This window comes from Aurantimonas sp. NFXS3, from assembly GCF_049132005.1.
Taxonomy (GTDB): domain Bacteria; phylum Pseudomonadota; class Alphaproteobacteria; order Rhizobiales; family Rhizobiaceae; genus Aurantimonas; species Aurantimonas coralicida.
This window is the reverse complement of the sequence record NZ_JAGDDZ010000002.1, coordinates 1-14,533: the sequence shown is the minus strand read 5'-3', so window position 1 is coordinate 14,533 and position 14,533 is coordinate 1. Positions and strand designations below refer to the sequence as shown.

The 14,533-nt window shown below is 67.0% G+C and carries 14 protein-coding genes; 9 read left to right on the top strand and 5 right to left on the bottom strand.

Annotated features, from left to right (window positions below; translation table 11 throughout):
* The 8 genes from J3367_RS05270 to lpdA all read left to right on the top strand — a co-directional run bounded on the left by J3367_RS05270 (position 1) and on the right by lpdA (position 10,173).
* Positions 1–564, top strand: a complete 564-nt coding sequence (locus tag J3367_RS05270) for a hypothetical protein (protein ID WP_155898574.1) — start codon at positions 1–3, stop codon at positions 562–564.
* A 61-nt stretch (positions 565–625) separates the two neighbouring features.
* Complete coding sequence (gene sucC / locus J3367_RS05265; RefSeq protein ID WP_024352178.1) at positions 626–1,816, top strand: ADP-forming succinate--CoA ligase subunit beta; 1,191 nt, start codon at positions 626–628, stop codon at positions 1,814–1,816.
* A gap of 75 nt (positions 1,817–1,891) precedes the next feature.
* Positions 1,892–2,803 (top strand): succinate--CoA ligase subunit alpha, encoded by a 912-nt coding sequence (gene sucD, locus J3367_RS05260; RefSeq protein ID WP_024352177.1) that lies wholly within the window; start codon positions 1,892–1,894, stop codon positions 2,801–2,803.
* A 194-nt stretch (positions 2,804–2,997) separates the two neighbouring features.
* Positions 2,998–5,982 carry a 2-oxoglutarate dehydrogenase E1 component gene (locus J3367_RS05255; RefSeq protein WP_421460349.1) on the top strand — a complete coding sequence of 995 codons (2,985 nt, stop codon included), beginning with the start codon at positions 2,998–3,000 and terminating at the stop codon, positions 5,980–5,982.
* Positions 5,983–6,050: 68 nt separating this feature from the next.
* Positions 6,051–7,337 carry a 2-oxoglutarate dehydrogenase complex dihydrolipoyllysine-residue succinyltransferase gene (gene odhB / locus J3367_RS05250; protein ID WP_024352175.1) on the top strand — a complete coding sequence of 429 codons (1,287 nt, stop codon included), beginning with the start codon at positions 6,051–6,053 and terminating at the stop codon, positions 7,335–7,337.
* 77 nt (positions 7,338–7,414) lie between these two features.
* Positions 7,415–8,173: an SDR family oxidoreductase gene (locus J3367_RS05245; RefSeq protein ID WP_421460346.1), complete on the top strand. Its 759-nt coding sequence runs from the start codon at positions 7,415–7,417 to the stop codon at positions 8,171–8,173.
* Between the two features lie 95 nt (positions 8,174–8,268).
* Positions 8,269–8,694, top strand: coding sequence for an MAPEG family protein (locus J3367_RS05240; RefSeq protein WP_051141666.1), 426 nt, complete (start codon positions 8,269–8,271; stop codon positions 8,692–8,694).
* A gap of 69 nt (positions 8,695–8,763) precedes the next feature.
* On the top strand, positions 8,764–10,173 hold the full coding sequence (gene lpdA, locus J3367_RS05235) for a dihydrolipoyl dehydrogenase (protein WP_421460344.1): 1,410 nt from the start codon (positions 8,764–8,766) through the stop codon (positions 10,171–10,173).
* Positions 10,174–10,285: 112 nt separating this feature from the next.
* Here lpdA and J3367_RS05230 read toward each other — a convergent pair whose 3' ends face one another.
* The 3 genes from J3367_RS05230 to J3367_RS05220 all read right to left on the bottom strand — a co-directional run bounded on the left by J3367_RS05230 (position 10,286) and on the right by J3367_RS05220 (position 12,708).
* Positions 10,286–10,462: a hypothetical protein gene (locus tag J3367_RS05230; RefSeq protein ID WP_155898573.1), complete on the bottom strand. Its 177-nt coding sequence runs from the start codon at positions 10,460–10,462 to the stop codon at positions 10,286–10,288.
* A 144-nt stretch (positions 10,463–10,606) separates the two neighbouring features.
* The gene (locus tag J3367_RS05225; RefSeq protein ID WP_024352171.1) at positions 10,607–11,695 is read right to left on the bottom strand and encodes a TraB/GumN family protein; all 1,089 of its coding nucleotides are present in this window, start codon (positions 11,693–11,695) and stop codon (positions 10,607–10,609) included.
* Between the two features lie 53 nt (positions 11,696–11,748).
* Positions 11,749–12,708 (bottom strand): tyrosine recombinase XerC, encoded by a 960-nt coding sequence (locus J3367_RS05220; RefSeq protein ID WP_024352170.1) that lies wholly within the window; start codon positions 12,706–12,708, stop codon positions 11,749–11,751.
* 196 nt (positions 12,709–12,904) lie between these two features.
* Between J3367_RS05220 and J3367_RS05215 the strand changes: the two genes are divergently transcribed.
* A complete protein-coding gene (locus J3367_RS05215) occupies positions 12,905–13,339 on the top strand; it encodes an OsmC family protein (protein WP_029703776.1) in 435 nt (144 codons plus the stop codon).
* Between the two features lie 96 nt (positions 13,340–13,435).
* Here J3367_RS05215 and J3367_RS05210 read toward each other — a convergent pair whose 3' ends face one another.
* Both J3367_RS05210 and J3367_RS05205 read right to left on the bottom strand, forming a co-directional pair.
* Positions 13,436–13,873 carry a Fur family transcriptional regulator gene (locus tag J3367_RS05210; protein WP_024352168.1) on the bottom strand — a complete coding sequence of 146 codons (438 nt, stop codon included), beginning with the start codon at positions 13,871–13,873 and terminating at the stop codon, positions 13,436–13,438.
* Positions 13,874–14,238: 365 nt separating this feature from the next.
* The coding region (locus J3367_RS05205; protein WP_421460340.1) for a hypothetical protein at positions 14,239–14,533 on the bottom strand (295 nt) is incomplete at its 5' end.

Genomic DNA, 14,533 nt, shown 5'->3' with positions numbered 1-14,533 from the left:
GTGTCCTCCTCTCTCTCGCTGATGGGCGGCGTCCTCGCCGCCCTGACGGTGCCGGTCGCGGCACTGGCGGGCGAGAGCGTCTACACGGATCTGGATCTCGACGTCTGCGAGACCGTCGCCATCGCCGCCGAAGACGGCGGCTCGGGCGAGTGGATCTGTCCCGGCATCGAGGGCCGTGCGGTCTTCGTCTCCGAGGGCGATCTGCGCGTCTCGATCGGCTTCGGCGCGGTGCCGGAATTCCAGAGCTTCGCCCCGTTCAATTCGCTCGGATCGACGATCGAGTGGCGGGTGGACGAGCGCGGCGCGCCCTATGCGGCGATCGTGCGCTATCATCTCGACGGCGCCGAGGTCGGCGAGACGAGCGACGTGCTCCTCGTCTCGCGCGTCGGCAACGGCGAGACACCCGGCTGTGCGGTAGCCGTGCTCGATGCTGGCAACGAACAGGCGAACGGCATGGCGCGCGGCGCCGCCGATCTCAGCACCATCTTCCAATGCGGACGCGACCGGCCGGTGCTCATCGGCACGGCCGGCGGTCCCGCCTCATCCTTCGGCGGTCTGCAATGACCGTTTCTCCCATCATGCCGGATCGTTCCCGCCGGCAGGCTTCTCAAAAGGAAGGCACTTCATGAACATCCACGAGTATCAAGCCAAGGAAGTCCTCAAGGGCTTCGGCGCGCCGGTCGCCAGCGGTGTGCCGATCACGCAGGTCTCCGAGGCGGAGGCCGCCGCCCGGCAGCTGCCCGGTCCCCTCTATGTCGTGAAGAGCCAGATCCACGCCGGCGGCCGCGGCAAGGGCAAGTTCAAGGAACTCGGCCCGGACGCCAAGGGCGGCGTGCGCCTCGCCAAGTCGGTCGAGGAAGTCGTCCAGCATGCCACCGAGATGCTCGGCAACACGCTGGTCACCGCCCAGACGGGCGATGCCGGCAAGCAGGTGAACCGCCTCTATATCGAGGACGGCGCGGATATCGACCGTGAGCTCTATCTCTCGATCCTCGTCGACCGCGCGGTCGGCCGGGTGGCCTTCGTCGCCTCCACCGAGGGCGGCATGGACATCGAGACCGTCGCCCACGAGACGCCGGAGAAGATCATCACCGTCGCCATCGACCCGCTCGAGGGCGTGACCGAGGCGGATGCCGGCAAGCTCTGCGATGCGCTGGAGCTCAACGGCCAGGCTCGCCAGGACGGCATGTCGCTGTTCCCGATCCTCTACAAGGCGTTCACCGAGAAGGACATGAGCCTTCTGGAGATCAACCCGCTGATCGTCATGACCGACGGCCGGCTGCGCGTCCTCGACGCCAAGGTCTCCTTCGACGGCAACGCGCTGTTCCGCCACGACGACATCAAGGCGCTGCGCGACGAGAGCGAGGAAGACGCCAAGGAAATCGAGGCGTCGAAATACGACCTCGCCTATGTCGCCCTCGACGGCGACATCGGCTGCATGGTCAACGGCGCCGGCCTCGCCATGGCGACGATGGACATCATCAAGCTCTACGGCAAGGAGCCGGCGAACTTTCTCGACGTGGGCGGCGGCGCCGACAAGGCGAAGGTGACGGCGGCGTTCAAGATCATCACCGCCGATCCGGCCGTGAAGGGCATCCTCGTCAACATCTTCGGCGGCATCATGAAATGCGACGTCATCGCCGAGGGCGTGGTCGCAGCCGTCAAGGAAGTCGGGCTGAAGGTGCCGCTGGTCGTGCGCCTGGAAGGCACCAATGTCGACAAGGGCAAGGCGATCCTCAACGACAGCGGCCTCGCCATCACCGCGGCCGACGATCTCGACGACGCAGCCAAGAAAATCGTTGCGGCGGTCGGCTGATGCGATCCGGCCGCCCGATCGGCGCGGCCGCCATCCCGACTGCTGACTGACCCTCTACGGAGTTCCCCAGAACCCATGTCCATTCTCGTCGACAAGAACACCAAGGTCATCGTCCAGGGCCTGACCGGCAAGACCGGTTCCTTCCACACCGAGCAGGCGCTGGCCTATTACGGCACGCAGATGGTCGGCGGCACCCATCCCAAGAAGGGCGGCGAGATGTGGGAGGGGCAGTCCGACGGACGCACCGTCCAGCTGCCGATCTTCTCGTCCGTCGTCGAAGCCCGCGACAAGACCGGCGCCACCGCTTCGGTCATCTACGTGCCGCCGGCCGGCGCAGCCGCCGCCATCGAGGAGGCGATCGACGCCGAGATCGGCCTGATCGTCTGCATCACCGAGGGCATTCCGGTGTCCGACATGGTCCGGGTGAAGGCCAAGCTCGACAAGTCGAAGTCGCGCCTGCTCGGCCCCAACTGCCCGGGCGTGCTGACGCCGGAGCAGTGCAAGATCGGCATCATGCCGGGCAACATCTTCAAGACCGGCAATGTCGGGATCGTCTCGCGCTCGGGCACGTTGACCTACGAGGCGGTCTTCCAGACCACCAATGAAGGGCTCGGCCAGACCACGGCTGTCGGCATCGGCGGCGACCCGGTCAAGGGCACCGAGTTCATCGACATGCTGGAGATGTTCCTAGCCGACGACGAAACCAAGTCGATGATCATGATCGGCGAGATCGGCGGTTCGGCCGAAGAGGAAGCCGCGCAGTTCCTCAAGGACGAGGCCAAGAAGGGCCGCTCCAAGCCGACCGTCGGCTTCATCGCCGGCCGCACGGCGCCCAAGGGCCGCACCATGGGCCATGCCGGCGCGGTCGTCTCCGGCGGCAAGGGCGGTGCCGAGGACAAGATCGCGGCGATGGAATCGGCCGGCATCCGCGTGTCGCCGTCGCCGGCACAGCTCGGCAAGACGCTGGTCGAGCTGCTCAAGGGCTGATCGTCCGGCTCATGTCGGACAGGCGGGGCGTCCAGGCGATGCCCCGCGACAGGAACGGGTTCCCGCGTCACGGCAATGCCCGAAACGCGGGGAAGAAGGATCGAAACACGGGTGCCGGCCGCGATTCGCGCGTCCGGCATCATCGATGAATCGCTGATAGGAGACGGCCCCCGAACGGTGGTCGCAACGATACGATGGCACGCAATCAGGCGAACGAAACCTTCGCGCTCACCTCGTTCCTGTACGGCGGCAACGCCGACTATATCGAGGATCTTCACGCTCGCTACGAGACCGATCCATCCTCGGTCCCGGCCGAATGGAGCGACTTCTTCAAGGAGCTGAAGGACGATCGCGACGACGTCATCAAGAGCGCGGAAGGTCCCTCCTGGGAGCGGGCCAACTGGCCGATCGCCGCCAATGGCGATCTGGTCTCGGCGCTCGACGGCGACTGGGGCCCGACGGCCCAGAAGATCGAGGCCAAGGTCAAGCAGAAGGCGCAGGAATCGGGCGTCGACCTGTCCAGCGCGGCCGTCCAGCAGGCTGCGCAGGATTCGGTCCGCGCGATCATGCTGATCCGGGCCTACCGCGTGCGCGGCCATCTGCACGCCAAGCTCGACCCGCTCGGCATCGCCAAGCCGGCGGACGACGACTACAACGAATTGTCGCCCCAGGCCTACGGCTTCACCGAGGCCGATTTCGACCGCAAGATCTTCATCGACAAGGTGCTCGGCCTCGAGTTCGCGTCGATCCGCGAGATGGTCGACATCCTCGAGCGGACCTATTGCACGACGCTCGGCGTCGAGTTCACCCACATCTCCAATCCGGAGGAGAAGGGCTGGCTGCAGGAGCGGATCGAGGGCCCGGACAAGGGCATCGCCTTCACCGAGCAGGGCAAGAAGGCGATTCTCAACAAGCTGATCGAGGCCGAGGGCTTCGAGAAGTTCCTCGACGTCAAGTACAAGGGCACCAAGCGCTTCGGCCTCGACGGCGGCGAATCGCTGATCCCGGCGCTCGAGCAGATCATCAAGCGCGGCGGCCAGCTCGGCCTCAAGGAGATCGTCTTCGGCATGGCCCATCGCGGCCGCCTGAACGTTCTCAGCCAGGTCATGGCCAAGCCGCACCGGGCGATCTTCCACGAGTTCAAGGGCGGCTCCTACAAGCCCGAGGACGTGGAGGGCTCGGGCGACGTGAAGTACCATCTGGGTGCCTCGTCGGATCGCGAGTTCGACCAGAACAAGGTGCATCTGTCGCTGACCGCCAACCCGTCGCATCTGGAGATCGTCGATCCCGTCGTGATGGGCAAGGCGCGCGCCAAGCAGGACGCCATTGCCGGGCGCACGCGCACCGAGCTCGTGCCGCTCGACACCCGCTCCAAGATCATGCCGCTGCTGATTCACGGCGACGCGGCCTTCGCCGGCCAAGGCGTCGTCGCCGAGTGCTTCGGCCTGTCCAGCCTGCGCGGCCACCGGGTCGCCGGCTCGCTGCACTTCATCATCAACAACCAGATCGGCTTCACCACCAATCCGCGGCTGTCGCGCTCCTCGCCCTATCCGTCCGACGTGGCGAAGATGGTCGAAGCGCCGATCTTCCACGTCAATGGCGATGATCCGGAAGCCGTGGTCTACGCGGTGAAGGTGGCGACCGAATACCGGATGAAGTTCCACAAGCCGGTCGTCATCGACATGTTCTGCTACCGCCGCTACGGCCACAACGAGGGCGACGAGCCGGCGTTCACCCAGCCGATCATGTACAAGGCGATCCGCCAGCATCCCACGACGCTGGAGATCTACACCAAGAAGCTGATCGCCGAGGGTGTCGTCTCCGAGGCGGATGTTGAGGAGCGCAAGGCCGAGTGGCGCAAGACGCTGGAGGCCGAGTTCGAGGCCGGCCAGTCCTATCTGCCCAACAAGGCCGACTGGCTGGACGGCGCCTGGGCCGGCCTGCGCAAGGCCGAGGAAGTCGACGAGCCGCGCCGCGGCGTGACCGGCGTGCCGCTGAAGACGCTGAAGGAGATCGGCGCCAAGCTGTCGGCCGTGCCGAAGGGCTTCAACGTCCACCGCACCGTCAAGCGCTTCCTCGACAACCGCTCCAAGATGATCGAGAGCGGCGAGGGCATCGACTGGGCGACCGGCGAGGCCCTGGCCTTCGGCACGCTGGTGACGGAAGGCCATCCGGTCCGCCTGTCGGGCCAGGATTCGGAGCGCGGCACCTTCTCGCAGCGCCATTCGGTGCTCTACGACCAGGAGGACGAGACCCGCTACGTGCCGCTCGCCCATCTGGCCAAGGGGCAGGCGATCTACGAGGTCATCAACTCGATGCTCTCGGAAGAGGCGGTGCTGGGCTACGAATACGGCTATTCGCTCTCCGAACCGAATGCCCTGACCCTCTGGGAGGCCCAGTTCGGCGACTTCGCCAATGGCGCGCAGGTGGTCTTCGACCAGTTCATCTCGTCGGGCGAGCGCAAATGGCTGCGCATGTCGGGCCTCGTCTGCCTGCTGCCGCATGGCTACGAGGGGCAGGGGCCGGAGCATTCCTCGGCCCGGCTGGAGCGCTTCCTGCAGATGTGCGCCGAGGACAACATGCAGGTCGCCAACGTCACGACGCCGGCAAACTATTTCCACATCCTGCGCCGGCAGCTGAAGCGCGACTTCCGCAAGCCGCTGATCCTGATGACGCCGAAGTCGCTGCTGCGCCACAAGCGGGCGGTGTCCGACCTGTCGGAAATGTCCGGCGACACCTCGTTCCATCGCCTGCTCTGGGACGATGCCGAGATGCGCAAGAATTCGCCGATCAAGCTGGTCAAGGACGACAAGATCCGGCGCGTCGTGATGTGCACCGGCAAGGTCTATTACGACCTTCTGGAAGAGCGCGAGAAGCGCGGCACCAACGACGTGTACCTGCTGCGTCTCGAGCAGCTCTACCCGTTCCCGGCCAAGGCGCTGATCCACGAGCTCGCCCGCTTCAAGCAGGCCGAGATGGTCTGGTGCCAGGAAGAGCCCAAGAACATGGGTGCCTGGTCCTTCGTTGACCCCTATCTGGAATGGGTGCTGGAACATATCGGTGCCGAGAAGCGTCGCGTCCGCTATACCGGTCGCAACCCCGCCGCCTCGCCGGCGGCCGGCACCATGTCGACGCATCAGGCGCAGCTGGCGGCCTTCCTCGAAGACGCCCTCGGCTGAGCCACCCAGACGCCGCGCTGAAACAAGGTCGTCCCGACCGAACCCGACCAGAAGAGATCTGAAGAGCGATGAGCACCGAAATCAAAGTCCCGACGCTGGGTGAATCCGTTACCGAGGCCACCATCGGCCAGTGGTTCAAGAAGCCCGGCGACCGGGTCGAGATGGACGAGACGCTGGCCGAGCTGGAAACCGACAAGGTGACGGTCGAGGTGCCGGCTCCCGCCGCCGGCGTGCTCCAGGACATCGCCGTACCGGAAGGCGAGACCGTCGCGGTCGGCACGGTCATCGGATCGATCGGCGAGGGCTCGGGTTCGGATGCCGGCACCACGGCGCCGACGGAGAAGCCGAAGAGCCAGGAAGCCAGGGCGGATGCCGGCGGCGAGACCAAGGCCGATTACGGCGGCGGCGCGAAGGGTGATGCCGCATCGCCCGCGCAGGAGGCCGGCAAGGGTTCCGGCGAGATGCCGGCGGCGCCGTCGGCCCGCAAGATGATGGAAGAGAAGGGCCTGTCCGACGGCGACGTCGCCGGCTCCGGCAAGCGCGGCCAGGTCCTCAAGGGCGACGTCCTCGAGACCATCGCCCGCGGCGCGCCGTCTAGCCCGCAGGAAAAGCCGCAGGTTCCCGCTGCCCGTGCGCCGTCCGCCGGTGACGACGAGAGCCGCGAGGAGCGGGTCAGGATGACCCGCCTGCGCCAGACCATCGCCCGGCGCCTGAAGGACGCGCAGGACACGGCCGCCATGCTGACCACCTTCAACGAGGTGGACATGACCGCGGTCATGGAGATGCGCAAGAAGTACAAGGACCTGTTCGAGAAGAAGCACGGCGTGAAGCTCGGCTTCATGGGCTTCTTCACCAAGGCGGTCTGCCACGCGCTGAAGGAAGTCCCGGCGGTCAATGCCGAGATCGACGGCACCGACCTGATCTACAAGAACTACGCCCATATCGGCGTCGCCGTCGGCACAGCCAAGGGCCTCGTCGTGCCGGTGGTGCGCGATGCCGACCAGATGTCGATTGCCGAGGTCGAGAAGGAGATCGGCCGGCTCGGCCTGATGGCCCGCGACGGCAAGCTCGGCGTGTCCGACATGCAGGGCGGCACCTTCACCATCTCCAATGGGGGCGTCTACGGTTCGCTGATGTCGACGCCGATCCTGAATGCACCGCAGTCGGGCATTCTCGGCATGCACAAGATCCAGGAGCGGCCGATGGCCATTGGCGGCCAGGTGGTGATCCGGCCGATGATGTATCTGGCGCTCAGCTACGACCACCGGATCGTCGACGGCAAGGAGGCCGTAACCTTCCTCGTGCGGGTCAAGGAGAGCCTGGAAGATCCCGAGCGTCTGGTCCTCGACCTCTAGGCGTTTGGCGAAGAACACATGCGTCTGGCCGGGATGGACCCGGCCGGTCCCGAGTTTGAGTAAGGGAGTACGGCCTGATGGCTGACGGAGTGATGATCGTGACCGGCGGCTCGCGCGGGATCGGCGCGGCGACCGCAAAGGCCGGTGCCAAGGCCGGCTATGCGGTCGTGGTCAATTACGCGTCCAACGAAGCCGCCGCCAACGCCGTCGTCGCCGACATCGAGGCCGCCGGTGGCAAGGCCGTCGCGGTCAAGGGCGATGTCGGTGTCGAGGCCGACATCCTGGCGATCTTCGAGGCGGCCGACCGGCTCGGCCCGCTGACCGCGCTGATCAACAATGCCGGCATTGTCGACGAGGCCGGGACGCTGGCCGAGATGACGGTCGAGCGGCTGGAGCGCATGTTCCGCATCAACATCACCGGCAGCATCCTGTGCGCCCGCGAAGCGGCAAAGCGCATGGGCAAGAGCCATGGCGGCAAGGGCGGCGCGATCGTCAATCTGTCGTCGGTCGCGGCCAAGCTCGGCGGACCGGGCCAGTATCTCGACTATGCCGCCTCCAAGGGCGCCATCGACACGTTGACCGTCGGTCTCGCCAAGGAGCTGATCGACGACGGCATCCGCGTCTGCGCGGTGCGTCCGGGCATCATCGACACCGACATCCACGCCTCGGGGGGCCAGCCGGACCGGGTGGCCCAGCTCGGGCCCGGCCTGCCGATGAAGCGCGCGGGCACGGCGCAGGAAGTCGCCGGCGCCATCCTGTGGCTCGCCTCCGACGCGGCCAGCTATTCGACCGGCGCGATCCTCGACGTGTCCGGCGCACGCTCGATCTGGCCGTGATCCAACGATCCGCGCTGCGCGTAATCGCAGCGTAGCGGCTTCCATCAACGCATGGCCACGATCGCAGAGGACGGGCCGGCAGAAGGACGCGCAGCATGGAAACCGAGATCGCCGCGACGTTCGCCGCAACGCCGATGGAGCTGACGCTCCTCGTCTGGTCGGTGATCCTGGGGCTTGTCATGCTGGCCGTCCACATCGTGACGGCGATCCCCGCCATCGGCCCGAAGACCGCCGCCTCGTCGCGCGAGGGTGACCCGCGGCCGACCGGCGGACTGGCCGGCCGCGCCCGGCGCGCCTTCACCAATTACATGGAAACCTACCCGTTCTTCGCCGCGGCGATCCTCGGCCTGATCGTGTCCGGCCAGACCGGCGGGCTCGGGCTGACCGGCGCCCAGCTCTGGTTCTGGGCCCGCGTCGCCTATGCGCCGATCTATTATGCGGGCATCCCCGTCATCCGCACCCTCGCTTTCGTGATCTCGATCTTCGGGCTGATCCTGATGGTCTATGATCTCCTCGCCTGACGTTGGCTTCCGCCGACCTTATCTTCAAGACACCGGGCCACGGCCCGCACCGCACGAACAGGACTGGACATGGCTGAACCCTTCGACCTCGTCGTCATCGGATCGGGACCCGGCGGATATGTCTGCGCCATCAAGGCGGCGCAGCTCGGCCTCAAGGTCGCCGTCGTCGAAAAGCGCAAGACCTATGGCGGCACCTGCCTGAATGTCGGCTGCATTCCGTCCAAGGCGCTGCTCTACGCGTCGGAGATGTTCGCCGAGGCCAATCACAGCTTCGGCGAGCTCGGCATCGCCGTCGAGCCGAAGCTCGAACTGTCGAAGATGCTGGCCCACAAGGACAAGACGGTGAAGTCGAATGTCGACGGCATCGCCTTCCTGTTCAAGAAGAACAAGATCACCGGCGTCATCGGCACGGGCCGCATCAAGTCGGCCTCCGAGGTGGAGGTGGCGAAGGAAGACGGCACCACCGAGACCCTGTCGGCGAAGAACATCTGCATCGCCACCGGTTCGGACGTCGCCGGCATTCCCGGCGTCGAGGTCGCCTTCGATACGGACACGATCGTGTCCTCGGACGATGCCATCGCCCTGCAGAAGGTCCCGGAGACGATGGTCGTCGTCGGCGGCGGCGTGATCGGGCTGGAGCTCGGCTCGGTCTGGGCCCGCCTCGGCGCCAAGGTCACCGTGGTCGAGTATCTCGACAAGGTGCTCGGCCCGATGGACAGCGAGGTCTCCACCGCCTTCCAGAAGCTGATGGTCAAGCAGGGCCTCACCTTCAAGCTCGGCGCCAAGGTCACCGCGGTGACGAAATCGGACAAGGGCGCCTCCGTGAGCTTCGAGCCGGCCAAGGGCGGCGAGGCGGAGACGCTGGACGCCGACGTCGTGCTCGTGGCCACGGGGCGCAAGCCGTTCACGGCAGGTCTCGGTCTCGAAGAGGCCGGCGTTGCGCTGGACGATCGCGGCCGGGTCGAGATCGACGCGCATTTCAAGACAAATGTCGACGGGATCTATGCCATCGGCGACGTGGTGAAGGGGGCGATGCTCGCCCACAAGGCCGAGGACGAGGGCGTCGCGCTGGCCGAGATCCTCGCCGGCCAGGCCGGCCACGTGAATTACGACGCGATCCCGTCGGTGGTCTACACCTCGCCGGAAGTCGCCTCGGTCGGCAAGACCGAGGAAGAGCTGAAGCAGGCGGGCGTCGCCTACCGGGTCGGCAAGTTCCCTTTCATGGCGAATGGCCGCGCCCGCGCCATGCTGCAGACCGACGGCTTCGTGAAGTTCCTGGTGGATGCCGAGACCGATCGGGTGCTGGGCTGCCACATCCTCGGCGCCGATGCCGGCGACCTCATTGCCGAGGCGGGGCTGCTGATGGAGTTCGGCGGATCGTCCGAGGATCTCGCACGGACCTCGCATGCCCATCCGACCCTGTCGGAAGCCATGCGCGAGGCGGCCCTCGCGGCCTTCGCCAAGCCGATCCATATCTGACCGGAGCGCCGGGCGGGATCGCCCGCCGGCGTTTCACGTGAATCATTGCGCGCCATGAAAAAGGCCCGGCTGCCAGAAGCAGCCGGGCCTTTTCTCGTTTGGGAGCGCGCGATCAGCTCTTCTTGTCGGGCGTCGCGACCGGTGCGGTGTCGGTGCCGCTCGTGTCGGCGGTGACGATCGGGGTCATCGGCGCGTCGGCCGTGACATGCGACGCGCAGGCGGCGACCGCTCCGGTGGAGGCGGCGGCCAGCAGGCCGGCGCCCAGCGTGACAGCGAGAAAGGATTTCATGCGGCATGTCTCCTTGGCTGTTGCGATCCGCAAAGCTTAAGGTCGCCACGCCCGCTCCGGCCAGCGGCGAAATGCCGGGCGTCTTCACGTTTCGGTGCAGTCGGGTCCGGGAATGCCGGGCTGCCCCCGGTTCTCTGCACAGGCTCAGTCGGCCCGGGTCACGGTCCAGCCGGCCTCGCGCAGCAGGGCGACGATGCCCTCTTCGCCCGGCAGATGCAGGGCGCCCACGGCGACGAAGGCGGCGCCCGCCGTCAGCATCGGCTGCATGCGTTCCGCCATGCGGCGGTTGCGATCGGTCACGATGCGCTCTTCGAACTCGGCATAGCCGTCGCCGGCGCCGACCAGCACACCGCCATTGGGGATCGCCGCCTCGATCGTCGGCATGATCATGGCGATTCGCCCGTCGACATAGAGCGAGACCATGGTCTCCATGACGTCGGGCAGGTGCTCTGCCAGATCGACCGTGGCGACGAGACCTTCGAGCTGCAGCTCGATCGGCAGGGAGGCGAGGGCCGCCAGCTGCTCGGCCGACGTCTCGAGGCCCTCCACCGGCTTGCCCGCAGCCATGGCGCGCTGCGCAAGGGCCGCGTCGAGCACCGCCGCGCCTTTGGCGCGATGCGCCATCTCGCAGGCCGGCAGCATCAGGCTGATCGACAGGAACCAGGGCTGCAGGGTGCGCACGGCATGGAACGGCATGCCGCGGGCGTCGAGGGCGGCCCTGATTCGCGCCTCCTCCTCGTCGGAGAGAAGATCGGCGAGGGTCTGGCCCTTGGGCAGATTGATCAGATCGGGATGAGCGAGAAACGCGGCGGCGGCCTTTGCCGGCTCGAGGACGTCGGTGGTCTCGATCACCAGGCGCCGGGCATCGGTCAGCGCGGCCTCGGCCGTCTCCCCGAGCGCCAGCACACGCGCATCGGCGAGATGCATGGTGCCGAGAAGAAAGGAGGGCGGCACACCCGGCTTCTCGATGCGGAACAGCTTGCCCTCGCCATTGACGGTCCGGGCCGCTTCCGCCTCGACCGCGGCAAGCCTGCCATCGGCTTCGAGCGTCGCCAGGAGATCGGTCGCCTTGCAGGTCCCGGCGTCGGCCGCCTGCGCCGCGGCGATGCCGGCAAACAGCAGGGCGAGAAGCGCAAGCGGCACCATGAGGCACAGGCGTTCGAGACGGCGCAGGGCCGTGTGGGACGGGGGCAGGCGATCGGGGGCGGCGACGGCGGAAATCAGGTGCAGCATGGCGCGAGCCTAGGCGGCAATTGCGACCAAAGACCTAAGCACCGGGGGGCGAATCAGCCGGCGCGCCGGCGCCGGGCGCGGGGATGGGCGTCCTCGTAAATCGACATCAGCCGGGCCTGATCCACCGCCGTATAGTTCTGGGTGGTCGACAGGCTGGCATGGCCGAGGAGATCCTGGATGGTGCGCAGGTCGCCGCCACCGGCCAGGAGATGCGTCGCGAAGGAATGGCGCAGAGCATGGGGCGTCGCGCTCTCGGGCAGGCCGAGAACGCCGCGCAGCCGCGCCATGGCGCGCTGAACGATCTGCGGCTGCAACGGTCCGCCGCGCGCGCCGCGAAACAGCGCGTTGTGGGCGTTGAGCGGATAGGGGCAGAGACGGCGATATTCGGCGACCGCCTGCAGCACGGCCGGGAGCAGCGGCACCAGCCGGGTCTTGCCGCCCTTGCCGGCGACCGGCATCGAACGGGCCGTTGCGTCGCATAGCGCATCGCCGGGCAGCGACAGGGCTTCGGAAATGCGCAGGCCGCAGCCATAGAGCAGGGTGAGGATAGCGACGTCGCGGGCCGCGATCCAGGCCTCGGCGGCAAAGGCGCCGGCCTCTTCCGTCACCGCCATCGCGTCGCCGACGGTCAGGGGGCGCGGCAGCGATTTCGGCTGTTTGGGCGCCCGCATCGCCTTGGCCCCGGCCGAGGAGGCAAGGCCCTTGCGCTCCAGATGGCGGATGAAGGACCTGACGCCGGCAAGCCCCCGGCCCATGGTCTTGGCGCCCGCCCCGTCACGGCGCCGCGCGGCGAGGAAGCCGCGCAGATCGGCCGTCTTCAGATCGGCGAGATCGGCAAGCTGCGCCGGGCGGGCATGATAGTCGGTGAGGAAGACCAGGAACTGGCGCAGATCGCGCTCATAGGCCTCGATCGTGTGGGGGCTGCTGCGCCGCTCGTCGGCAAGGATCGTCAGCCAGGCCGCCTTCTCGTCGAGAAGCGGCCGGGTCGCGTGGATGAGCGTCGTCTGCGTCAACGCGGTGTCTCCTGCTGCCGCCGGTCCCGCGGCGTGCGCGCGGGCCCGGCCAGCCTATCGCCGCCTTGGTGAACGCATCGTGTTCGCCGGAACTGTTGCGGGCGCCGACGGTTGTTGCGGCAAGGCGGGCCGACCTCCCATTCGGCCGCTGCCACAAACGCAGCGGCCCGGTCGGCGCCAGATCAAGGAGATTCTCATGAAACGGCATGCAACGGCAATCTGGAAGGGCGCACTCGGGGACGGAACCGGCGCGATCACCACGCAGTCGGGCGCGCTGTCCGAACATGGCTATTCCTTCAAGGCGCGCTTCGAGGACGAGAGCGGCAAGTCGGGCACCAATCCGGAGGAGTTGCTGGCCGCAGCCCATGCCGGCTGCTTCGCGATGCAGCTGTCGCATTTCCTCGCCGAAAACGGCACGCCGGCGCAGGAGCTGAAGGCCACCGCCACGGTGAATGTCGAGCAGGTCGAGGCCGGCTTCGAGATCAAGTCCAGCGCCATCGTCCTGGAAGCGACGGTCCTGGGGATCGAGCAGGGCAAGTTCGACGAACTCGCCAACACCGCCAAGGAAGGCTGCCCGGTGTCCAAGGCCCTCGGCGCGATCAGCGTGACGCTCGACGCCAGGCTGGTCTGAGCCGGCCCGCGTCGCGACGAACACTGGAACGAATCGGCCCGTGCTCGAGAGGACGCGGGCCGATTCGCGTCGGGCGTCTCCCCGCGTGAGGGGCGGTCAGTCCGGCCGGCGCTTGCGGCCGTAGAGTTCGAGCCGGTGCGAGACGATCTCGTAGCCGAGCTCGCGGGCGATCTCTTCCTGCAGCTTCTCGATGCGATCGGAGCGGAACTCGACGACCTCGCCCGATTCGATATCGATGAGATGGTCGTGGTGATCGCCGTCGGCGCGCTCGAATCGCGACGGGCCGCCCTCGAAGACATGGCGCTGGATCGCGCCCTTCTCCTCCAGGAGCTTCATGGTGCGGTAGACGGTGGAGAGCGAGATCGAGGGATCGATTGCCGCGGTGCGCCGGAAGATCTCCAGCGCGTCGGGATGGTCGCCGCCATCGGCGAGAATCGTCAGGATGATCCGCCGCGGCCGGGTGATGCGGACACCGGCGTCACGCAGGATGCGTTCGTAACGGCCCGGCGGGTTCGCCTCGGTCCTGTCGCCCATCTGCCTGTCCCCGTGCCATCCCCGTCGCGCCTCTGCAGGCCTGTCGTTCCGGCCTAATACCAAACGGCGCGAAAGGAAAATCTCGCACGCCGGGCCAGGGTCAGGCAGAAGCCGACAGCCGTGCGGCCGCGCCGGGTGTCGCCTCCCTCCTGCGTCGAAGCTGACGACGGCACCAAGGGGATGGCTCCTGCAGGGCCCCATAGGGCGATCCCGGTGCGCTGTGGGCTTCCACGCGCCGGGACGCTTTGTGAATCCGCGATGACGCCGGGGAAGCCTGTGGGGCAGGCGATCCGGCCTGTTTCGGAAAAAGTTCGCTTCCGTCGTTTTTTCCAGAAAGCCGTGTTGACTTCGAAAGCGGGGAGGGCCTATAAGCCACTCATCGACGGCGAGGGCGCCGCCGGCGAGCCCTTCGGTTCGCTCTGGTTTTGGCCCCGCCGCAGACATCCAGAAGAGTTCGCCGGAAACGGCTGGTCTTCGACAGGGTCCAGGGGATGGAAGTCCCGACCGGCCCGCCGCCATCGTTTGTTCGGTGTCGTGCTCTTTGAAAACTGAAGATTGAGAAGAAAGAGAAGCGTGGGCGGCGGATTGTTTGCCTGGAGCTTCGTGTCGGTTTCCTTTCCGATTGCGAGGCATCCATGAGAGAACGATCGATCGTTATCA

What these genes read in the sequence shown, in the direction of transcription:
- sucC (WP_024352178.1), top strand. Translation starts at nt 626, where the DNA reads ATGAACATCCACGAGTATCAAGCCAAGGAAGTCCTCAAGGGCTTCGGC.
- sucD (WP_024352177.1), top strand. Translation starts at nt 1,892, where the DNA reads ATGTCCATTCTCGTCGACAAGAACACCAAGGTCATCGTCCAGGGCCTG.
- J3367_RS05255 (WP_421460349.1), top strand. Translation starts at nt 2,998, where the DNA reads ATGGCACGCAATCAGGCGAACGAAACCTTCGCGCTCACCTCGTTCCTG.
- odhB (WP_024352175.1), top strand. Translation starts at nt 6,051, where the DNA reads ATGAGCACCGAAATCAAAGTCCCGACGCTGGGTGAATCCGTTACCGAG.
- J3367_RS05245 (WP_421460346.1), top strand. Translation starts at nt 7,415, where the DNA reads ATGGCTGACGGAGTGATGATCGTGACCGGCGGCTCGCGCGGGATCGGC.
- J3367_RS05240 (WP_051141666.1), top strand. Translation starts at nt 8,269, where the DNA reads ATGGAAACCGAGATCGCCGCGACGTTCGCCGCAACGCCGATGGAGCTG.
- lpdA (WP_421460344.1), top strand. Translation starts at nt 8,764, where the DNA reads ATGGCTGAACCCTTCGACCTCGTCGTCATCGGATCGGGACCCGGCGGA.
- J3367_RS05230 (WP_155898573.1), bottom strand. Translation starts at nt 10,462, where the DNA reads ATGAAATCCTTTCTCGCTGTCACGCTGGGCGCCGGCCTGCTGGCCGCC.
- J3367_RS05225 (WP_024352171.1), bottom strand. Translation starts at nt 11,695, where the DNA reads ATGCTGCACCTGATTTCCGCCGTCGCCGCCCCCGATCGCCTGCCCCCG.
- J3367_RS05215 (WP_029703776.1), top strand. Translation starts at nt 12,905, where the DNA reads ATGAAACGGCATGCAACGGCAATCTGGAAGGGCGCACTCGGGGACGGA.
- J3367_RS05210 (WP_024352168.1), bottom strand. Translation starts at nt 13,873, where the DNA reads ATGGGCGACAGGACCGAGGCGAACCCGCCGGGCCGTTACGAACGCATC.